At 71.7% G+C, this 20730-nt stretch carries 20 protein-coding genes; 9 read left to right on the top strand and 11 right to left on the bottom strand.

The genetic code is table 11. From position 1 onward, the window contains the following. Window positions 1-84: 84 nt before the first annotated feature. From MQP27_RS15460 to rsmI, 7 genes are all read right to left on the bottom strand, one after another. Window positions 85-864 carry an MHYT domain-containing protein gene (locus MQP27_RS15460; protein ID WP_242765676.1) on the bottom strand — a complete coding sequence of 260 codons (780 nt, stop codon included), beginning with the start codon at window positions 862-864 and terminating at the stop codon, window positions 85-87. 200 nt (window positions 865-1064) lie between these two features. After that, window positions 1065-1964 carry a 4-(cytidine 5'-diphospho)-2-C-methyl-D-erythritol kinase gene (locus MQP27_RS15455; RefSeq protein ID WP_242765674.1) on the bottom strand — a complete coding sequence of 300 codons (900 nt, stop codon included), beginning with the start codon at window positions 1962-1964 and terminating at the stop codon, window positions 1065-1067. Next, entirely contained in the window at window positions 1961-2872 is a 912-nt protein-coding gene (gene rsmA / locus MQP27_RS15450) for a 16S rRNA (adenine(1518)-N(6)/adenine(1519)-N(6))-dimethyltransferase RsmA (RefSeq protein ID WP_242765672.1), read from the bottom strand. The genes MQP27_RS15455 and rsmA overlap by 4 nt, the downstream gene beginning before the upstream one ends. A gap of 32 nt (window positions 2873-2904) precedes the next feature. After that, window positions 2905-4425: a resuscitation-promoting factor gene (locus MQP27_RS15445; protein ID WP_242765671.1), complete on the bottom strand. Its 1521-nt coding sequence runs from the start codon at window positions 4423-4425 to the stop codon at window positions 2905-2907. A 116-nt stretch (window positions 4426-4541) separates the two neighbouring features. Next, the gene (locus MQP27_RS15440) at window positions 4542-5423 is read right to left on the bottom strand and encodes a TatD family hydrolase (protein WP_242765670.1); all 882 of its coding nucleotides are present in this window, start codon (window positions 5421-5423) and stop codon (window positions 4542-4544) included. Window positions 5424-5490: 67 nt separating this feature from the next. After that, entirely contained in the window at window positions 5491-5931 is a 441-nt protein-coding gene (locus MQP27_RS15435; RefSeq protein WP_242765669.1) for a hypothetical protein, read from the bottom strand. Window positions 5932-6176: 245 nt separating this feature from the next. Beyond that, window positions 6177-7037: a 16S rRNA (cytidine(1402)-2'-O)-methyltransferase gene (gene rsmI, locus MQP27_RS15430; RefSeq protein WP_242765667.1), complete on the bottom strand. Its 861-nt coding sequence runs from the start codon at window positions 7035-7037 to the stop codon at window positions 6177-6179. A gap of 97 nt (window positions 7038-7134) precedes the next feature. On the opposite strand from rsmI, the gene MQP27_RS15425 reads away from it, so the two are divergent. The 3 genes from MQP27_RS15425 (at window position 7135) to MQP27_RS15415 (ending at window position 12362) form a co-directional block, all read left to right on the top strand. Further along, a complete protein-coding gene (locus MQP27_RS15425; protein ID WP_242765665.1) occupies window positions 7135-8874 on the top strand; it encodes a dolichyl-phosphate-mannose--protein mannosyltransferase in 1740 nt (579 codons plus the stop codon). 88 nt (window positions 8875-8962) lie between these two features. After that, window positions 8963-10591 carry a penicillin-binding transpeptidase domain-containing protein gene (locus MQP27_RS15420; RefSeq protein ID WP_242765664.1) on the top strand — a complete coding sequence of 543 codons (1629 nt, stop codon included), beginning with the start codon at window positions 8963-8965 and terminating at the stop codon, window positions 10589-10591. 97 nt (window positions 10592-10688) lie between these two features. After that, window positions 10689-12362, top strand: coding sequence for a penicillin-binding transpeptidase domain-containing protein (locus MQP27_RS15415; protein ID WP_242765663.1), 1674 nt, complete (start codon window positions 10689-10691; stop codon window positions 12360-12362). A 20-nt stretch (window positions 12363-12382) separates the two neighbouring features. On the opposite strand, the gene MQP27_RS15410 is transcribed toward MQP27_RS15415, so the two are convergent. After that, the gene (locus MQP27_RS15410) at window positions 12383-12742 is read right to left on the bottom strand and encodes an SsgA family sporulation/cell division regulator (protein ID WP_242765662.1); all 360 of its coding nucleotides are present in this window, start codon (window positions 12740-12742) and stop codon (window positions 12383-12385) included. 168 nt (window positions 12743-12910) lie between these two features. On the opposite strand from MQP27_RS15410, the gene MQP27_RS15405 reads away from it, so the two are divergent. The 5 genes from MQP27_RS15405 to MQP27_RS15385 all read left to right on the top strand — a co-directional run bounded on the left by MQP27_RS15405 (window position 12911) and on the right by MQP27_RS15385 (window position 16863). Continuing rightward, a complete protein-coding gene (locus MQP27_RS15405; protein ID WP_242765661.1) occupies window positions 12911-13969 on the top strand; it encodes an energy-coupling factor ABC transporter permease in 1059 nt (352 codons plus the stop codon). Between the two features lie 47 nt (window positions 13970-14016). Then, a complete protein-coding gene (cbiQ, locus tag MQP27_RS15400) occupies window positions 14017-14778 on the top strand; it encodes a cobalt ECF transporter T component CbiQ (RefSeq protein WP_242765660.1) in 762 nt (253 codons plus the stop codon). Then, complete coding sequence (locus MQP27_RS15395; RefSeq protein WP_242765659.1) at window positions 14766-15536, top strand: energy-coupling factor ABC transporter ATP-binding protein; 771 nt, start codon at window positions 14766-14768, stop codon at window positions 15534-15536. Before cbiQ ends, MQP27_RS15395 begins: the two co-directional genes overlap by 13 nt. 107 nt (window positions 15537-15643) lie before the next feature. Continuing rightward, window positions 15644-16090, top strand: coding sequence for an organic hydroperoxide resistance protein (locus MQP27_RS15390; RefSeq protein WP_242765658.1), 447 nt, complete (start codon window positions 15644-15646; stop codon window positions 16088-16090). Between the two features lie 164 nt (window positions 16091-16254). Then, the gene (locus MQP27_RS15385; protein WP_242765656.1) at window positions 16255-16863 is read left to right on the top strand and encodes a hypothetical protein; all 609 of its coding nucleotides are present in this window, start codon (window positions 16255-16257) and stop codon (window positions 16861-16863) included. Window positions 16864-16931: 68 nt separating this feature from the next. On the opposite strand, the gene MQP27_RS15380 is transcribed toward MQP27_RS15385, so the two are convergent. Genes MQP27_RS15380 through MQP27_RS15370 form a run of 3 tightly spaced genes read right to left on the bottom strand, consistent with a single transcriptional unit; the run spans window position 16932 to window position 19347 of the window. Next, window positions 16932-18128, bottom strand: coding sequence for an ATP-binding protein (locus MQP27_RS15380; protein ID WP_242765655.1), 1197 nt, complete (start codon window positions 18126-18128; stop codon window positions 16932-16934). Next, window positions 18125-18829 (bottom strand): two-component system response regulator CseB, encoded by a 705-nt coding sequence (gene cseB / locus MQP27_RS15375; protein ID WP_242765653.1) that lies wholly within the window; start codon window positions 18827-18829, stop codon window positions 18125-18127. The genes MQP27_RS15380 and cseB overlap by 4 nt, the downstream gene beginning before the upstream one ends. A gap of 56 nt (window positions 18830-18885) precedes the next feature. Continuing rightward, entirely contained in the window at window positions 18886-19347 is a 462-nt protein-coding gene (locus tag MQP27_RS15370) for a hypothetical protein (RefSeq protein ID WP_242765651.1), read from the bottom strand. 219 nt (window positions 19348-19566) lie between these two features. Between MQP27_RS15370 and MQP27_RS15365 the strand changes: the two genes are divergently transcribed. After that, the gene (locus MQP27_RS15365; protein WP_242765650.1) at window positions 19567-20730 is read left to right on the top strand and encodes a serine hydrolase domain-containing protein; all 1164 of its coding nucleotides are present in this window, start codon (window positions 19567-19569) and stop codon (window positions 20728-20730) included.

Genomic DNA, 20730 nt, shown 5'->3' with positions numbered 1-20730 from the left:
CCCAAAGGGGCGCGGGGAACTGCGCGACCAGCCACAACGAACCGGCAGCCGCCAACGACAGAACGCAGCACTCACATGGGAGCTCTACGCGGTGGTCAGCTCAACCTCACGCAACAACTCCGCGGCGACAGCCGACTCATGCCGCTTACCGGTCGGCGAAAGCGCGACGTACGCCGCCGCCAGGAACAGGAACGACCCCAGCACGACCGCCAGCGGAAAGATGAACTCCGTCGGCGTCGCCCCCGGCAACCCCGCGCTGCTGGGCGAGATCACGATGCTCACCGCGTACATCGCGGTGTAGTGCATGCTGCTCACCGCAAGCCCCATGACCAGCGCGGCCGCGGCCGCGAGCACGGGCCCGCGCACGATCAGCGTGAGCGTGAGGGCCGCGGTGGCCGCGACGACCGCGATGATGACGGAGGCGATGACGAGGGCCGGGTCGTAGTCCACCTCGCCGTGCAGGTTCAGCGCGGCCATGCCGGTGTAGTGCATCGCCGCGACACCGACTCCCGTGCCGAGCCCGCCGAACAGGACCGAGGTCACGCGCGAGCGCCCGTACCCGGCGACGAAGACGCCGGCCGCGACCACGCCCACGGACATCAGCAGGCTGAGCACGGTGAGCGGGACGTCGTAACGGATCGGCGTGCCCTCGACGCTGAAGCCCATCATGGCGATGAAGTGCATGGTCCAGATGCCGGAGCCGATGGCGACGGAGGCGAGGGTCAGCCAGTTCCGCTTGGAGGCACCGTCCGCCTCCAGCGCCCTGACGGTGCAGCGCAGGCCGAGCGCCGAGCCGACGCAGGCCATCACATAGGACAGGACGGGAGTGACCCATCCGGCGCTGAAGTGATCCATGTGTCCCATGGGGGGATTCCTCTCGGAGGTACCACCGGTAACGGGGGCCGGGGTCGGCTGATCATGCCAGCCGTTCCTCTGGAACAGAGAGGACGAAAGGGATCTTGCAACTGATTGCTGAACATTAAATTACTGTGTCGTAGGTTACACCTCTTCTGCATATTTATGCAGGTCAGGAGTCTGTCAGTCGCCTGTCAGCCAGTCGCCCGTCAGGCACTCAGCACGGTCGCGCCGGGCGCCGGCGCCGACGCCGTCCGCACCTTCCGGCACGTACCCGAACTCCCCAGCGCCTCGGCGACCTTGACCGCCGACTCGGCGTCCCGCACCAGGAACGCGGTCGTCGGCCCCGAGCCGGAGACCAGCGCGGCGAGGGCGCCGGCGGTGCGGCCCGCGGCGAGGGTGTCGGCGAGCTCGGGGAAGAGCGAAAGGGCCGCGGGCTGAAGGTCGTTGGAGACGGCGGCGGCGAGCGCGTCGGGGTCGCCCTTCGCGAGGGCCCCCAGCAACTCCTGCGAGGCGACGGGCTCCGGGATGTCGAGCCCCTCCGCGAGCCGGTCAAACTCCCGGAACACGGCCGGCGTCGACAGCCCGCGCTCCGCCATCGCGAACACCCAGTGGAAGGTGCCGCCGACCTCCAGCGTCGTCAGCCGCTCGCCGCGCCCGGTGCCGAGTGCCGCGCCGCCCACCAGGCTGAACGGCACGTCACTGCCCAACTCGGCGCAGATCGCGAGCAGTTCGGCCCGGGAGGCGCCGGCCTGCCACAGCGTGTTGCAGGCCAGCAGCGCGCCCGCGCCGTCCGCACTGCCGCCCGCCATGCCGCCGGCCACCGGGATGTCCTTGGCGATGTGGATGTGCACGGCGGGTTCGATGCCGCGCCGCTCGGCGAGCGCGCCGGCGGCCCGGGCGGCGAGGTTCGTACGGTCCAGGGGCACCTGGTCGGCGTCCGGGCCCTCGCAGGTGACGCGGAGTTCGTCGGCGGGCGTCACGGTCACCTCGTCGTGGAGGCCGACCGCGAGGAAGACGTTGGCCAGGTCGTGGAACCCGTCGGCCCGCGCGGCACCCACCGCGAGCTGGACATTGACCTTGGCGGGAACGCGAACGGTGACGCTCACTGGTGACCGGGCTCCTTGGTGTCGGTGTCGGTGTCGGCGGCCTGCGACTTGGCGCACTCCGCGATGCGGGCGAACTCCTCGACCGTCAGGGACTCGCCGCGAGCCTGCGGGGACACCCCCGCCGCGACCAGGGCCGCCTCCGCCGCCGCGGCCGAGCCGGCCCAGCCGGACAGGGCGGCGCGCAGGGTCTTGCGGCGCTGTGCGAAGGCCGCGTCGACCACCGCGAACACCTCGCGCTTCGACGCGGTGGTCTTGATCGGCTCGGCCCTGCGGGTGAGCGCGACGAGCCCGCTGTCGACGTTCGGCGCGGGCCAGAAGACGTTGCGCCCGATCGCGCCGGCCCGCTTGACCTCGGCGTACCAGTTGGCCTTCACGGACGGGACGCCGTACACCTTCGAACCGGGCGCCGCGGCGAGCCGGTCGGCGACCTCCGCCTGGACCATGACGAGGGTGCGCTCGATGCTCGGGAAGGTATCGAGCATGTGCAGCAGGACGGGGACGGCGACGTTGTACGGCAGGTTCGCGACGAGCGCGGTCGGGGGCGGGCCCGGCAGCTCGGTCACGTGCATCGCGTCGGAGTGGACCAGCGCGAAACGTCCGGCCCGCTCGGGCATCCGCGCCGCGATGGTCGCGGGCAGCGCGCCGGCCAGCACGTCGTCGATCTCCACGGCGGTGACGCGGTCGGCGGCCTCCAGGAGCGCGAGGGTGAGCGACCCGAGCCCCGGCCCGACCTCCACGACCACGTCGTCCGACCGCACCTCGGCGGTCCGCACGATCCGTCGGACCGTGTTGGCGTCGATCACGAAGTTCTGACCACGCTGCTTGGTGGGGCGCACACCGAGAACGGCCGCGAGTTCACGGACGTCGGCGGGCCCGAGAAGGGCGTCTGGGACGGGGCTGCTGCTCACGGGACAAGGGTACGGGCCCTGCTCGGCGCCCCTCACCCGTGCAGCCGCGCCCCGCAGTGCGGCCAGGGGCTGGCTCCGCGTCGTACGTACAGCTTCTTCGCGCGGAACGTCTGTTCCTGCGCCGTCGCGTCCTGCGGGCGCCCGCTGCCGCCGAGGCTGTGCCAGGTTCGGGTGTCGAACTGGTAGAGGCCGCCGTACGTGCCCGACGGGTCGACCGCGTTCGGGCGGCCGCCCGACTCGCACGCCGCGAGCCCGTGCCAGTTCAGGCCGTCCGCGCCCTGGACCGACGTCGGGAGCGGCTTCGTCCCCACCCGCACCACCTGCGTGCGCGGCTCCCGCACCACCTCGGAGTCGGTCTTCCGCGGCTGCTGCCTGACGCCGTTGACGGTTCGCAGCGCGTACGTCACCCGTCGCACCCCCGGCTGCCCGGCCTGCTCGACGACCTCGGTGCCCTTGAACAGCGACGGGTCGTCCCTGCGCTCCACCTTGAACGGGATCGCCTCCTCCCGGACCTCCTCGGATCCGGTCACCCGCAGCACGGTCACCGTCTGCCCGTCCCGGGGGAAGCTGTCCCCGGGGACGGACGTCGTGTCCTCGCCGCGCAGGGTCACGCCGGCCTCCTCGACGACCTCCCGGACCGTCGCCGCGTTCGTCCGCACGGTGCTGGCCCGCCCGTCGGCCATGACCGTCACCGCCCGCTCGGTGCGCACGTCGAGCGCGAGCCCGGCGCGTCCGATGGGCTGGGAGCGCGAGACGGACATGTACGCGCCCTCCGCACGCACCCCCAGCTGATCGAGCGCCCCCTGCACCGTGTGCGCCGTCGTCCACACCTCGCGCCGGGTGCCGTCCAGCGTGAGTCGCACCGGGCGCCCGTACCGCACCGCGACCTCGTCGCCGCTGGCGAGCGCCGTGCCGGGGGCGGGCGCGACCACGTCGTGCGCCCCCACGTCGATGCCCTGCTGCGCGAGCAGCTCGGTCACGTCGTCGGCGAAGGTGTGCAGGGTGCGCGGCTTGCCGTCGACGCTCAACTCGACGGCCTTGTCCTTGGCGACGAACGCGGTGGTGCCGCCGGCCAGGAAGGCGACGACCAGCGCCTGCGGCAGCAGACGGCGCACGGTGCTGTCCGAGCGCTCGGCGTATCGCGCGCGCCGACGGCGCGCACCCCGCCGCCCCACTCCGGCGCCCACACCTTCCTCGCGCGCCCCTTCCGCAACCCCACGCCCCGCCTGCCGCGGAAGCGCCCCCTCAGCGGCCCCGCGCCCCTCATAGGCAGGCGCGTACGTGTCGCCGTACGCCCCGCTCGCACTCCCTGCGGCGTACGCTCCGCTAGCACTCCCTGCGCTGTACGCCCCGCTCACACTCTCTGCTCCGTGCGCCCCGCTCGCACCACCCGCGCCCGGCGCATCACCGGCCCCGCGCGCCCCCACACGCCCCAACTCCCCCGACACCAGCGTCTGCGCGCTGTGCACGTCGAAGCCGTCGGGTGCCGGTGGCGGCGGGTACCCCGCGTTCGGGCCGTACGCCTCATACGTCTCGTACTGGGAACTGCTCACGCCGACACGCTCCAGGGGCCGTGGGGTCCAGAGGGGTCCGGATCGGGTCCCAGAACCTAGCGGAGCGGCCGTCACTCTCCAAAGCGGCACGGCTACGCACAGTCGTGCGTTATGGGTCAGTAACCGAAGGCGCGGGCGGTGTTCGAGGCTAGTGCCGTCGCCAGCGCGTCCTCGTCGATGCCGCGCACGGCGGCCATCGCACGCACCGTGACCGGAACGAGATACGGGGCGTTGGGCCGTCCGCGGTACGGCGCGGGCGTCAGGAAGGGCGCGTCGGTCTCCACCAGGAGCAGTTCCAGGGGGGCCACGGCGACGGCGTCCCGGAGGTTCTGGGCGTTCTTGAAGGTGACGTTGCCGGCGAACGACATGAAGTATCCGGCGCGGGCGCAGATGTCGGCCATCTCGGCGTCGCCGGAGTAGCAGTGGAAGACGGTGCGCTCGGGGGCGCCCTCCTCCTTCAGCACGCGCAGTACGTCGGCGTGGGCGTCCCGGTCGTGGATGACGAGGGCCTTGCCGTGCCGTTTGGCGATCTCGATGTGGGCGCGGAAGGAGGCCTCCTGCGCCTCCTTGCCCTCGGGCCCGGTGCGGAAGTAATCGAGGCCGGTCTCGCCGACGCCCTTGACCTGCGGGAGTGCGGCCAGGCGGTCGATCTCGGCGAGCGCCTCGTCGAGCGCCCCCGCGCCCCCCGGTTCCCGCGCGCCCTGCCGGGACCAGCCGTCGGGGTCGCCGTGGACGATGCGCGGAGCCTCGTTGGGGTGCAGGGCGACGGTCGCGTGGACGCTCTCGAAGGCGGCGGCCGTCTCGGCGGCCCAGCGCGAGCCGTGTATGTCGCAGCCGACCTGCACGACCGTGGTCACGCCCACGGACGCGGCCTTCGCGAGCCCCTCCTCCACCGTTCCGGACTGCATGTCGAGGTGGGTGTGGGAGTCGGCGACGGGAACCCGGAGGGGCTCCGGGAGCGGCGGCGCCGCGTTCTTGTCGGGCTCTTTCGAAGGCATGCCCCGATCCTACGAAAGGGGCATGCCGCCGGGGATTCCGGAGGTACCGGCCCCCGGCGCCAAGCCGTCAGCTGGCCTTGCGGTGGGACTGGAAGGGGTGCAGGAGGTCGGAGAGGTGCCAGTGGTGCCGCTCCGCGGCCTCGCCGTCCCCGGCCGCCCCGGCACCCTCGGCGCCCGGCTGCGGCACCTCGACCGGCCCGGCCTGCGGCGCCTTGTGCTGGTGGCGGTGCGCGGCCTCGCGGACCGACGAGACCTGCCCCGGCCGCATGATCCGTACGACATGGGCGTCGCAGTTCTGGCACGTCGGCTTGGACAGCGGGGAGGGGACGACCTGGCCGTTGGCGACGTACATCACGAACTCGTGGCCCTCGGCGTCCGTGTGGTGCTCAATCTCGTACGACTGCTCCCAGCCGTGCCCGCAGCGCATGCAGGCGAAGGAATACGACTCGTGCACGACCGCGGTCGCCGCACTGCGGAGGCCGGTCTGCTGCCCTGCGATCTCGCTCATGCCAGCTCCTCTGATCTGCTGGACCAAGGGACGGGTGCGTCCCTTCACCCAGTAAGACGCGCGAGCGGGGGCTGATGCACCAGGGCTGTCGACTGTTGGAGCCGATTTGGACTTTCCTTGCCATACCGGCTCTCCGCATCGGTCAGGGCTTTGCTTTTCACGACAGCCCTTTGCCTGCCCGTGGGGCGCGCGCTCAGGAGAGATGCGCCCTGCTCAGAGGGGGTGTGGCGGAGTTCACGAAGGTCTCAGGAACCGCTCGCGGAAGCGGCGTTCTTCGCGGCCACAACCGCGTCGAAAACCTCCCTCTTGGGCAGCCCCGCATCCGCCGCGACGGCGGCGATGGCCTCCTTACGGCGCTCGCCCGCTTCCTCGCGCACGCGCACACGGCGCACGAGCTCCTCCGCGCTCACGGCGTGCGCGCCCCTCTCGGGCGCCCCCTCCACGACCACCGTGATCTCCCCGCGCACACCTTCCGCCGCCCACGCCGCGAGCTCCTCCAGCGGACCCCGCCTGACCTCCTCGTACGTCTTGGTCAGCTCGCGGCAGACGGCCGCCCGCCGGTCGCCGCCGAACACCTCGGCCATCGCGGCGAGGGTGTCGTCGAGCCGGTGCGGGGCCTCGAAGTAGACGAGCGTGCGCCGCTCCTCGGCGACCTCGCGCAGCCGGGTCAGCCGCTCGCCCGCCTTGCGCGGCAGGAACCCCTCGAAGCAGAACCGGTCGACGGGCAGCCCGGACAGCGCGAGCGCGGTGAGCACGGCGGACGGTCCGGGTACGGCGGTGACCCGGACGTCCTTCTCGACGGCGGCGGCGACCAGCCGGTAGCCGGGGTCGGAGACGGACGGCATGCCGGCGTCGGTGACGAGCAGCACGCGCGCGCCGCCGACGAGTTCCTCGACGAGCTCGGGCGTGCGGGCCGCCTCGTTGCCCTCGAAGTACGACACCACGCGCCCCTTGGGGGTGACGCCGAGCGCCTGGGTGAGGCGCCTGAGGCGGCGGGTGTCCTCGGCGGCCACGACGTCCGCCGCGGCCAGTTCCTGGGCCAGCCGGGGCGGCGCGTCCGCGATGTCGCCGATGGGGGTGCCTGCGAGTACGAGGGTTCCGGTCACGTCCCCCATCCTCCCAGGGGCCGACAGGGGTGAACGCATTCGAACCCTTACCGCGCATGCACGGGACTCACACAGAACGGTTCCCTACGATGGCGCGGTGACCAGTACCGCGTCCTCCCCGGACACCCGGCAAGGCCAGGCACCCGAAGACCAGCGGCCGTCCTGGCAGCAGCGGCTGCGCCGTTTCGGATACGCGGCCGAGCCCAGAAGCGACGTCCGTGAGCGTCTGGTGCCGCCGTTCGTGCAGCCCAGCCCGCGGCTGTGGCAGGTGCTGGGCGTGCCGCGGGCGCTGGCCGAGCGGATCACGCGCTGGTCCGGCTGGGGCGGGCCGCTGCTGGTGACGCTGATGGCGGGCGTGATGCGGTTCTGGCATCTGGGCAGCCCGAAGGCGGTGATATTCGACGAGACGTACTACGCCAAGGACGCGTGGGCGCTCGTCCACCGCGGCTTCGAGGTCAACTGGGACAAGAACGCCAACGACCTGATCCTGTCCACGAACGGCCATGTCTCGATCCCGGCGGACGCGGCGTACGTCGTGCATCCGCCGGTGGGCAAGTACGTGATCGGGCTCGGCGAGCTGATGTTCGGGTTCAACCCGTTCGGCTGGCGGTTCATGACCGCGCTGCTCGGCACGCTGTCGGTGCTGCTGCTGTGCCGGATCGGCCGCCGCCTGTTCCGCTCCACGTTCCTCGGCTGCCTGGCGGGCGCGCTGATGGCGGTGGACGGGCTGGAGTTCGTGATGAGCCGCACCTCACTGCTCGACGGGGTGCTGATGTTCTTCGTGCTGGCCGCGTTCGGCTGCCTGGTCGTCGACCGGGACAGGGCGCGCGCGAAACTCGCCGCCGCGCTCCCGGTCGGCCCGGACGGTCAGGTGCGCCCGGATCCCTACGCGGCGGAGGAGACCCGCCTCGGGTGGCGCCCCTGGCGCTGGCTCGCGGGCCTCATGCTCGGCCTCGCGATCGGCACCAAGTGGAACGGCCTGTACATCCTGGCCGCGTTCTGCGTGATGGCCGTCCTCTGGGACGTCGGCTCCCGCAGGGTGGCGGGCGCCCGGCACCCGTACAGCGTGGTCCTCAAGCGCGACACGGGCATCGCGTTCCTGGCGATGGTCCCGGTCGCGATCGTCGTCTACCTGGTCTCCTGGATCGGCTGGATCCTCTCGCCGACCGACGGCTCCGGCGGCTACTTCCGCAACTGGGCGGTGACCGACGGCAAGGGCGGCAACTGGACCTTCCTGCCGGACTGGGTGCGCAGCCTGTGGCACTACGAGCACGAGGTCTACAAGTTCCACGTCGGCCTGTCCTCGCCGCACACGTACATGTCCAACCCGTGGAGCTGGATCGTCGACGGCCGCCCGGTCTCGTACTTCTACGAGTCCCCCTCGCCCGGCACGGACGGCTGCCCCGCGAACGCGGGCGGCAAGTGCGCCCGCGAGGTCCTCGCGATCGGCACGCCGCTGCTGTGGTGGGTGGCCTGCTTCGCGATCCTGTACGTCCTGTGGCGCTGGCTGTTCCGCCGCGACTGGCGGGCCGGCGCCATCGCCTGCGGCGTCGCGGCCGGCTACCTCCCCTGGTTCATGTACCAGGAGCGCACGATCTTCTTCTTCTACGCCGTCGTCTTCGTGCCGTTCCTGTGCCTGGCGGTGGCGATGCTGCTCGGCGCGATCATCGGCCCCCCGGGCGCGAGCGACACCCGCCGGGTGGCCGGCGCGACGGGCGCGGGCGTCCTGGTGCTCCTGATCGCCTGGAACTTCATCTACTTCTGGCCCCTGTACACCGGCACCGCGATCCCGATCGATGACTGGCGTTCACGTATGTGGCTGGATACCTGGGTATAGCGGACAGCAAACGGAAACACCCCTCACAACTCCCCCTCGGGCCACATACAGTGCGAGGACCGACAGGGGAACGGGGAGGGGGCCCTTCATGGGCAAGGGGGTCAAGGCCGCCGTCATAGGCGGCGTGTTCGCCGTGATGGTGGGTGGCGCGGGGTACGGCGCCTTCAACATCGTGTCCGCGCTGAACGACGACGGGGGTTCGGGGGCGGGCGGTTCGGCGTCCGTGAAGACCGGGCCGCCGAGCAAGGACGAGATCAAGGACGCGTCGACGAAGTTCCTCGCCGCCTGGGCCAAGGGGGACGCGGCCGAGGCGGCGACGTACACGAACAACGACGCGGGCGCCGAGCCGCTGCTGACCGCGTACGGCGAGAGCGCGCACATCAAGGACGTGAAGATCACGCCCGGCGCGGCCACCGGCGCGACCGTGCCTTTCACGGTCAAGGCAACGGTGTCGTACGAAGGGAAGTCCAAGCCCCTGTCGTACAGGAGCGAACTGACCGTGGTGCGCGGGAAGACCACCGGGCGGGCGCTGGTCGACTGGCAGCCCTCGGTCGTGCATCCGCAGCTGAAGACGGGCGACACGCTGGTCACGGGTGAGGCGGCGGACCCGCCGATCGAGGCCGTCGATCGCAATGGCGTCGTACTGACGAAGGACAAGTACCCGTCGCTGGGCCCGATCCTGGACGAGTTGCGCGCCAAGTACGGCGATTCGGCGGGCGGTACGCCCGGCGTCGAGCTGTCGATCCGGCACCAGGCCGAGGGGTCCGCCGACACCTCGCTGCTGACGCTCGCCGAGGGCAGGCCGGGCAAGCTGCGGACGACGCTGAGCGCGAGCGCGCAGGCGGCGGCCGAGACCGCGGTGAAGAAGTACGCCGAGTCGTCCGTGGTCGCCGTCAAGCCCAGCACCGGCGAGGTCCTGGCGGTCGCCAACCACCGCGCGGACGCCTTCAACGCGGCCTTCCTGGGCCGGCTCGCCCCCGGCTCCACGATGAAGATCCTCAGCGCGGCCACCTTCATCGACAACGGCATCACCAGCATGAACGGCCCGGCGCCCTGCCCGCCGAGCGCGGTGTGGCAGAGCCAGACCTTCACCAACCTCAAGAACCTGAAGCCGAACGAGAACGCGACCCTCGCCGACAGCTTCGCCCGCTCCTGCAACACGGCCTTCGTGAAGTACGCCGACGAGGTCCAGGTCGACTCCCTGACCAAGGAGGCCGAGGACCGGTTCGGGCTCGGGCGGGACAACTGGAAGACCGGCATCCCGTCCTTCGACGGCTCGGTGCCGGCCTCCGGCGGCCCGGACACCGCGGCCAACCTGATCGGCCAGGGCCAGGTGCAGATGAGCCCGCTGAACATGGCGTCGGTGACGGCGACCGCGATGACCGGCACCTTCCGGCAGCCGGTCCTCGTCTCCCCGAAGCTCGACGACCGCGAGATCGCCACCGCCAAGGGCCTGTCCTCGAACACGGTCGCCCAGCTGCGCGCGATGATGAACCGCACCGCGACCAGCGGCACCGCGGCCGGCGTGATGGCCGGCCTGAGCGGCAGCATCGGCGCGAAGACCGGTTCCGCGGAGGTCGACGGGCAGGCCAAGTCCAACAGTTGGTTCACCGGTTACCGCAATGACATCGCGGCGGCCGCCATGGCCCAGGACGGCGGCCACGGGGTGGACGCGGCGGGTCCGATTGTCGCAGCTGTGCTACGGAGTGGTGGCTGAAGTCACCCGTGCAGGACGGGACTCTAGGCTGTTGCCGTCGTTGGGATGGATGAGGGCAACGGGGACCCTGGGGAAACTTCGCGGAGGATCGGGAGCAGTGGGCAACAGAAGGCGCGTCGCCGAGCGACGGAAGACCAGGCCCGCCGTGGTCGGCGGGATGATCGCCGTGGTCGTCGGCGGCGCCGGCTTCGGCGTCTACGCGCTGTGGGGCGGCGGTGCCGCGGCGGACGACCGTGCCGCCGGCTCCTCCGCGTCCGCCGACCACAAAGCCGTCAAGACCGGGCCGCTGTCCGCGACCGAGGTGCAGACGACCGCCACGAAGTTCCTCACCGGCTGGCAGACCGGCAAGGTCGCGCAGGCCGCCGCCGTGACGAACGACACGACGGCCGCCACCGCCCTGCTGACCGGCTACACCAAGGACGCCCACATCACGGGCGTCACCCTCACCCCCGGCACCCGCACCGGCGACAAGGTCCCCTTCTCCGTCAAGGGCACGGTCTCCTACAAGGGCACCAAGAAGCCCCTCGCGTACGAGAGTTCGCTGACCGTCGTGCGCAACAAGGCGGACGGCAAGCCGCTCGTCGACTGGCACTCCGCCGTCGTCCACCCCGACCTCAAGGACGGCGACACCCTCGTCACCGGCGAGTCCGGGACCCCGCCCATCAAGGCGTACGACCGTCACGGCGGCGAGCTGACGACCGCCAAGTACCCGTCGCTGGGGCCCGTCCTGGACGGACTGCGGGAGAAGTACGGCAAGATCGCCGGCGGCAAGGCGGGCGTCGAGCTGGACGTCGTACGCGGCAAGGCCTCGCAGAAGGCGAAGCTGTCCGACAAGACGCTGCTGACGCTGACCAAAGGCACGCCCGGCAAGGTGAACACGACCCTGAGCCCGGTCTACCAGGCCGCGGCCGAGAAGCAGGTCGCCGCGCAGGACAAGTCGTCGGTCGTCATGATGCGCGCCTCGACCGGCGAGATCCTGGCCGTCGCCAACCACAACCCCGGCTTCAACGTGGCGTTCCAGGGCTCCCTCGCCCCCGGCTCCACGATGAAGGTCGTGACCTCGACGATGCTGTTCGAGAAGGACCTGGTCCACCCGGACGACTCGCACCCCTGCCCCAAGACGTACAAGCTCGCGGGCTGGACCTTCCACAACGACGACGACTCCGAGATCAAGCAGGGCACCTTCAAGCTGGCGTTCGGGGCGTCCTGCAACAACGCCTTCATCAACTTCGCGCCGAAGCTGTCCAACAGCGACCTCACCAAGGAGGCGCAGCAGGTCTACGGCCTCGGCATGAACAACTGGGCCATCGGCGTACCGACCTTCGACGGCTCGGTCCCGGTGCAGAGCGGCGCACAGATGGGCGCCTCGCTGATCGGCCAGGGCGGGGTGCGCATGAACCCGCTGAACATGGCGTCGGTGTCGGCGACGGTGGCCTCGGGCGTCTTCCATCAGCCGTACCTGGTCGCCCCGTCGGTGGACCACCGCACGCTGGCGAAGGCCTCCCGCACGATGTCCTCGCAGACCCAGGCCGAGCTGAAGGAGGTCATGTCCTACACGGCCTCGTACGGTACGGCCGCCAAGGCGATGGCGGGCATGTCGGGCTGCGGCGCCAAGACGGGCTCGGCCGAGGTCGACGGGCAGAAGAAGCCGAACGGCTGGTTCACGGCGTACTGCGGCGACCTCACCGCCTCGGGCGTGGTCCAGGCGGGCGGGCACGGCGGCGACACGGCCGGGCCGATGGTGGCGGCCCTGCTGAAGCTGGGCGGCTGACGCCAGGGAAGGACGGCGGCCTACCGCCGTACGGGTTCCGCGGTGGCCAGATAGGTCCGCCGCAGGAACCTCATGAGGGTCTTCGTCTCGAACTGCACGACCGAGACGCCGTGCGCGGAGTGGAACTCGACCACGGCCTGTACTCGGCCGCACGGCCACACCCGGACCTCCCCGCTGCCGGCCGGGGCCCGCAGGCCCTGTTCCAGCAGGGAGCGGGCGAAGGTCCACTCGTCGGTACCGGGCAGCCCGACCCGCACCGAACGCGGGTCGGCCTCGGGGTCGTACCGCAGCACCACCGGTACGGCCCCTCGCTCCTCCTGCAGCTTCTCGTCCGCGTCCGTGACGATATGGGCTCGCGCGTACTGTTCGACTACAGACATCGGACGACCCCTCGACGCTGAGTGACCTAGGCGAAAGCTGTGAATCCGCTTCCTCTCCAATGTCGCATATTTTCCGGCCACCGCTTCCCGGTGGCGGACATCTCGCGTTCCGGGTGACGAGCTACTGGCTCTTGCAAATCACTCGCAATAAGCCACTATCATCGAACGGTGCATGTGCCTGACGGATTCATCAACGCCCCCACCTCCGCCGTGACCGGAGTCGTCGCCGCGGGCGCCATCGCGGTGAGCCTGCGCGGCGCCCGCCGTGAACTGGACGAACGCACCGCGCCGCTCGCCGGGCTGGTGGCGGCGTTCATCTTCGCCGTGCAGATGCTCAACTTCCCCGTCGCCGCCGGAACGAGCGGGCACCTGCTGGGTGGCGCGCTGGCGGCGATCCTGGTCGGGCCCTACACCGGGGTCCTCTGCGTCTCCGTCGTCCTGCTCATGCAGGGCATCCTCTTCGCGGACGGCGGGCTGACCGCGCTCGGCGTGAACATCACGGACATGGCGATCGTCACCACCGTCGTCTCGTACGCCGTCTTCCGCGTCCTGGTGAAGGTGCTGCCGCGCGGACGGCGCTCGGTCACCGTCGCCTCCTTCGTCGCCGCGCTCCTCTCGGTGCCGGCCGCCGCGGTCGCCTTCACGCTGATCTACGCCGTCGGCGGGACCACCGACGTCTCCATCGGCAAGGTCGCGACCGCGATGATCGGCGTGCACGTCCTGATCGGGATCGGCGAAGCGGCGATCACGGCGCTGACGGTGGGTGCGGTGATCGCCGTGCGCCCGGATCTCGTGCACGGGGCGCGCGGGCTGGAGCAGCGGCTCAAGTTGCGCGTGGACGGCGTGCTCGTGGACGCGCCCGCCCCCCAGGGGGCGCGCACGGCGCCCGTCGCGGCGCGCACCTCCCGTCGCGCGCTGTGGATCACGGGCCTCGTCACCTCCCTCGTCCTCGCGGGCTTCGTCAGCTACTACGCCTCCTCGAACCCCGACGGCCTGGAGAAGGTCGCCCACGACAAGGGCATCGACAGCAAGACCGGGAAGCACGCCTCGGCCGACTCCCCGCTCGCCGACTACGGGGTCAAGGACGTCGAGAACGCCCGCCTGTCCGGGGGGCTGGCGGGCGTGATCGGCGTGGGCGTGACCGTGGTCGCGGGGAGCGCGGTCTTCTGGACCGTGCGCCGCCGGCGTACGCCGGACGTCTCGCCGAGCAGCACGAGCGCCGTCTGACATGGGCGAGTCCGACATGAGCGAGTCCGACATGAGCGAGGTCTGACATGGGCGCCGGGCACGCACACCGTCTCTACCGGCACGGGCACTCCCCCGTCCATTCCCTCCCGCCGCACACCAAGCTGGCCGCCGCCTTCGCCTTCGTGGTGGTCGTGGTGTCGACGCCGCGAGAGGCGATGTGGGCCTTCGGCCTGTACGCCGTCCTGCTCGCGTGCGTCGCGTACCACGCGCGCGTGCCGGCCGGCTTCCTGCTGAAGCGGCTGCTGATCGAGGTGCCGTTCGTGGCGTTCGCGGTGCTGATGCCGTTCGTCGCGGAGGGCGAGAAGGTCGACGTCCTCGGGCTGTCCCTGAGCGTGAACGGCCTGTGGGGCGCCTGGAACGTCCTCGCCAAGGGCACGCTCGGCGTCGCGGCCTCGGTCCTCCTCGCCTCCACCACCGAGCTGCGCGAACTGCTCCTCGGCCTCCAGCGGTTGAAGCTCCCGCCGCTGCTCGTGCAGATCGCGTCCTTCATGATCCGTTACGGCGACGTCATCACGGACGAGATGCGGCGCATGCGGATCGCGCGGGAGTCGCGCGGTTTCGAGGCGCGGGGCGTGAAGCACTGGGGGGTGCTCGCCAAGAGCGCGGGCGCCCTCTTCATCCGCTCCTACGAGCGCGGGGAGCGCGTGCACCTGGCCATGGTCAGCCGTGGTTACGCCGGTTCCATGCCGGTCATCGACGAGGTGACCGCGTCCCGGGCGCAGTGGTCGTACGCCCTCGCGCTCCCCGCCGCCGCCCTCGTCGTCTGCCTGCTGGGATGGACCTTGTGAGTACTCCTTCGCTCGAGGTCGCCGGCCTCGCCTTCGCCTACCCCGACGGCCACCAGGCCCTGTTCGGCGTGGACTTCTGCGTCGCGCGCGGCGAACGGGTCGCGCTGCTCGGCCCGAACGGCGCCGGGAAGACCACCCTCGTGCTCCACCTCAACGGCATCCTCACCGGCGGCGCGGGCACGGTGACGGTCGCCGGGCTGCCCGTCGGCAAGAAGCACATGGCGGAGATCCGGCGCCGGGTCGGCATCGTCTTCCAGGACCCGGACGACCAGCTGTTCATGCCGACGGTCCGCGAGGACGTCGCGTTCGGGCCGGCGGCGGCCGGGCTGCGGGGCGCGGAGCTGGAGGCGCGGGTCGACCGGGCGCTGGAGCGGGTCGGGATGGCGGAGTTCAAGGAACGCCCGCCGCACCACCTCTCCTTCGGGCAGCGTCGCCGGGTCGCCGTCGCGACCGTCCTCGCGATGGAGCCGGAGATCCTCGTCCTGGACGAGCCGTCCTCCAACCTGGACCCGGCCTCCCGCCGCGAACTGGCCGACATCCTGCGCTCCCTGGACGTCACGGTCCTCATGGTCACCCACGACCTCCCGTACGCCCTCGAACTCTGTCCCCGCTCCCTGATCCTCAGCGAGGGCGTCATCGCGGCGGACGGCAAGACGGCGGAGCTGCTCTGTGACGACGCCCTGATGCGCGCCCACCGCCTGGAGCTGCCCTTCGGCTTCGACCCGCGTTCCGCGTCGGCGGGCACGGGCCGCCCCTGACCGGCTGTTACCGCCGGTTGCTACCCCCCGGTAACCCGGTGCCTTCCTACCGGTCAGTACCTTGGGCACGATGCACTCGTACACACGTGTTCCGGGGGAGCCCGACCATGGCTGACGGCGCCGCGACCGACACCCGCCCGACGAAGATCATGTACGTCGCCGAGGCGACCGCGCACGGCGGCCGGGAGGGCTACGTCACCAGTCAGGACGGGCAGATCGAGCTGAAGGTCGCGATGCCGCCGGCGCTGGGCGGGGACGGCAACGGCACGAACCCCGAGCAGCTGTTCGCGGCCGGTTACAGCTCCTGCTTCCACAACGCGCTGGTGCTGGTGGGCCGCAGGTCGGGCTACGACCTGTCCGGCTCCACGGTCGCCGCGAAGGTCGGCATCGGCCCCAACAAGCAGCGTGGCTACGGCCTCGCGGTCGCCCTCAGCGTCGCGCTGCCCGTCCTGGACGCGGAGGTCGCGGCGAAGCTGGTGGAGGCGGCGCACGAGGTGTGCCCGTACTCGAACGCGACCCGCGGGAACATCGACGTGACGATCCTGCTGGGCTGACCACACGTTTGTGTAACAACCGCGGGTCTTTCCCGGTCCGGGCCTGTGATCCGGCCGCCGGGCCACTGCCACATCTCGCTGGTGTTCTTTGACCTGCCGCCGGGCCCCACCGCCCGGCGGGGATCCGGAAACAGGGATCCGAGACCAGTTCAAGGAGACCGACCTTGTCCTCCATCGAAACGATCGAGATGACCCCCGCCCGCTCGAAGGGCCGCCGCCTGGCGAAGCTCGCGGCTCCGGCCCTGCTGCTCAGCCTCACGGTCGGCGGACTCGGCCTGGCGGGGACCGCGCACGCCACCGAAGTCCCCAGCTGCTCCACCCTCCCGGGCCAGACCTGCCCGGCGACGCCGGGCGTCAGCGGCAGCGCCGCGCAGCCGTCCGCGATTCCCCGGGGCATTCAGGCCGCCCTGAACTACTGGCGGCAGCTCCACTGGCCCAACTTCAGGAACATCGCCCCGCGCGGTGCCGCCTTCGAGGTCGAGAACTACGTCGACCGGAACGGCAACCACATCCACGGTTGGGTCGAGTCGGGCGGTCAGTACGCCGACAACGGCGGCGCGCTGATGAACTTTATGCACCGCGGGCTGGCCGGCGCCAACGCGCAGAACTACCAGGGGGCGTTCCAGGAGTACTACGGCTCCGTGTACCCGAGCAACCCGGAGCGCTCCGGCATCCGCACCGGCAACTTCCGCATCGTGCGGGCGCTGGGAACCGGTGACGTGTGGGTCTCGATCGACCACTACAGCAACTTCCGGTACGTCGGCCGGCCGTAGCTCGCCCCACCAGGCGTGCGGAGTCCCGCCGGGCGATTCCCCGCGGGACTCCGTCCGTACCTGGAGGCTCAGGTGGCCGTCGGCAGGGTGAGCACGGCCTCCGCCCCGCCGTCCGGATGGTTGCGGAGCGTGAGCCGGGCGTGCAGCAGCCGGGCCTGCCCCGTCGCGATCGTCAGGCCGAGGCCCGTGCCGGTGCCCGGCGTGGTCGTACGGAAGCGTTGCGGGCCGGAGGTGTGCAGCACCGCGAGGAGATCGGCCGGGAAGCCCGGTCCGTGGTCGCGGACCCGGACGACGGGGCCGTCCACCTCGACCTCGACCGGCGGCGCGCCGTGCTGGAGCGCGTTGGCGGCCAGGTTGGTGAGGATCCGCTCGACGCGGCGCGGGTCCGTCGTCACCGTCGCGTCGTCCCGCACCCGGACCGTCACCCCCTCAAGGCCGGCCCCGGCCCGTCGGGCCATCGCGCCGACCCACTGCTCTTCCGTCGCCGGTGTCGCGACCCCGGCGTCCATGCGGGCGACCTCCAGCACGTCCTCGACCAGTACGCGCAGCTTCCGCACGGAGCCGCGCACCAGGTCCGTGGCCTCGCCCGGCGCCAGCAGTCCGACGGCCGTCGTCATGCCCGCGACCGGTGTGCGCAGTTCGTGCGCGATGTCCGCGGTCACCCGGCGCTCGGCCTCCAGGCGGGCGCCGAGCGCGTCCGCCATGGTGTTCATGGAGGCGGCGAGGCGGGCGATCTCGTCCCGGCCGTCGGGACGGACCCGGGCGTCGAGATCGCCGTTCGCGATGGATTCCGCGGTGCGGGCGACAGCCGTGGCGCGGCGGCCCATCCGTACCCCGAGGAACAGCCCCGCCAGGGACACCAGCACGGTCGCGGCCCCGCCCACGGCGCCCAGGGTCCGGTCCAGCCGGGCCAGCGACCGGGCTTCGGGGGCGTAGGACCGGGACAGTGCGAGGACCTCGCCGGGCGCGACCGGGGCCGCCGCCCACAGCAGCGGGTGCGTGCCGTGCCGCAGGTAGGTCACCCGGATCCCGCCCCGCACGGCCCTGGCCACCGGTCGGGGCAGGTCCGGCGGATTGAGCCGCGCCTGTGACTTGCGCGCGGCGGCGTAGTCGTACGCGGCGTTCATCAGCTGCTGGTCCAACTCGGTGCGGGCCGTGGCGAGTTGGTCGGCGGCGGTGATGCGGTGGACCAGGCCGCCGATCGTGGCCGACACCGTCAGGGCCGCGGCGGCCACGGCGAGGGCGACCTTCGCGCCGACGTTCACGCGCGTGCGCCCTCACCGCCGTCGCCGGTGCGCAGCTTGTAGCCGAAGCCGCGCACTGTCTCGATCCGCTCCCGGCCGATCTTGGCCCGCAGCCGCTTCACCTGGATGTCCACGACCCGGGTGTCCCCGGACCAGGCGTGGTCCCAGACCCGCTCCAGGAGCAGCTCCCGGGTGAACACCGTCCCGGGTGAGGTGGCGAACTCCCGCAGCAGCTTCAGCTCGGTGGTGGTCAGGGCCAGCAGCCGCCCCTCCCGTCGGGCCTCCAGGGTCCGCGGGCAGAAGTGCAGGTCCCCGAAGCGGAGTGTGTCGGTCCGCGCGTCGGGCTCGACGGGCTCGACGGATGCCGCACGGCGCAGCAAGGAGCGGATCCGGGCGACCAGCACCGGGCCGTCGAACGGTTTGGTCACATAGTCGTCGGCGCCCGCCTCCAGGCCCATCACCACGTCCACCGGGTCGTGGCGCGCCGAGATCAGCAGCACCGGTACGCCGGACTCCTCACGTATACGGCCGGCCAGGCTCACGCCGTTGAGTCCGGGCAGCATGATGTCCAGCACGGCCAGGTCGGGCGCCGACGTGCGGAACAGTTCGAGGCCGGTCAGGCCGTCCGCCGCCGCACGGACGCGGTAGCCGCGCTGCTCCAGCGTGAGCTGCGTGGCCCGACGTATCGTCTCGTCATCCTCGACCAGCAGGATGTCGTACATGGTCGTCCCTTTCGGACTGTCCGGTGCTTCGGGGCGGCGACGGGCCGCCAACGTTGTCAGGGCTTCGGCACATGCAGGCGCACATCGCCGGCGTCCTCCGCCCAGGCGGGCTTCGGCGGCCGGACGGGGGAGACCGACGCCCGGCTGTAGTACGCCGCGTACTGACGCTTGGCCAGGCCGCTGAAGACGACCGACACCGCGTAGCCGGGGTAGGCGTGGTGGGGGCACCCCGAGAGACAGGCCAGGTCGACCACCTCGCCGGTGCCGGTGGCCCGGGGTGAGCCCCAGCCACGCCACTTCATGCCGTAGAGCACGGTTTCGTCGGTGAGATCCATCACGTCCGGGCGCTGCCGGGCGAGGGACTTCCAGTCCAGCACGTACACCGGACCCGACCAGGGAATCCGTGACGGAGCAGGTCCTTCAGCCCGGATCCCGTCGCCCTCCGCGCCGCACCCGGCGAGGCAGGCCAGCAGACACACGCCGAGCGAGACACCCAGCACGGAACGACGAAGAGGCATGGGCGTCTCCCCGGTGCGACGAGTTGCGATGCGATGCGAAAGCGCTCTAAATCATGCCCGGCGTCACATGGCCGACCAGCCGAATTCGCCCGTGATGTCCGCGACAGCGACGAGACGCAACCTTGTGCCCGGATCGTGCATCAGCGGAATCGATGGCCTTGAACCCATGTTGGGATGACTGTTGAAAGCGCGACAGACAGCCGCGGAGGGAGCACGGGCGTGGACGTGAACGGCACAGTGGCCGAGGGCTTCGAGCCGGTCCGGGAGGCGTTCGCGCGGAACTTCCAGGTGCTCGGGGACCGGGGTGCCGCGGTCGCCGTCTACCAAGGCGGGCGCAAGGTCGTCGACCTGTGGGGCGGGACCAAGGACGTGGACGGCGCCGAGTCGTGGGAGCACGGCACCGCGCAGATCGTGCGCTCCGCGACCAAGGGCGTCGCCGCCGCCGTACTCCTGCTGCTGCATCAGCGCGGGGAGCTGGACCTGGACGCGCCGGTCGGGGAGTACTGGCCGCAGTTCAAGGCGGCCGGGAAGGAGCGGACGCGGGTGTGGCAGTTGCTCGCGCACCGGGCCGGGGTGCCGGTGCTGGACCGGCCGCTGACGCCGGCCGAGGCCGCGGATCCCGCGCTGGGCGCCGAGGCCGTGGCCGCGCAGGCGCCGGTGTGGGAGCCGGGGGCGGAGCACGGGTATCACGCGCAGACGTACAGCTGGCTGACCGGCGAGCTGGTACGGCGGATCACCGGGCGCGGGATCGGCGAGTGGATCGCGGACGAGATCGCCGGGCCGGTAGGGGCCGAGCTGTGGCTCGGGCTGCCGGAGGGCGAGCAGGCGCGCGTCGGGCGGGTGGCGCAGGTCGATCCGCCGGTGGATCCGCACGGCCTGCGGACGCGGCCCAAGCGCGCCGTCTCCGAGGCCTACGCCGACCCCGAGTCCCTCACCCGCCGCGCCTTCGCCGCCATCAGCCCCCTGCCCGACGAGAACGACCCCGGCTACCGCGCCGCCGCCCTCCCCGCCTCCAACGGCATCGCCACGGCGGACGGGCTCGCCCGCTTCTACGCCTCGCTCATCGGCGAAGTGGACGGCGGGACACGGCTGTTCACGCCGGAGACGGTGGAGCTCGCGCGCGCCGAGCGCAGCGCCGGGCCGGACCGGATCCTGGTCGTGCCCACCCGGTTCGGCCTCGGCTACATGCTGCACGGCGCGGCCTCGCCGCTCCTCGCCCCGACCTCCTTCGGCCACCCCGGCCGCGGCGGCGCCCTCGGCTTCGCCGACCCCGAGTCGGGCATCGCCTTCGGCTATGTGACCAACGGCTTCAGGAAGAGCGTGACGGCGGACCCGCGCGCGCAGGCGCTGGTCACAGCCGTACGAAGCGCCGTACGGCCGTAG

Origin of the sequence: Streptomyces cylindrosporus (genome assembly GCF_022698165.1) — a bacterium.
GTDB classification, from domain to species: Bacteria; Actinomycetota; Actinomycetes; order Streptomycetales; family Streptomycetaceae; genus Streptomyces; species Streptomyces cylindrosporus.
The sequence above is the reverse complement of the archived record's forward strand: the minus strand, read 5'-3'. Positions and strand labels throughout refer to the sequence as shown.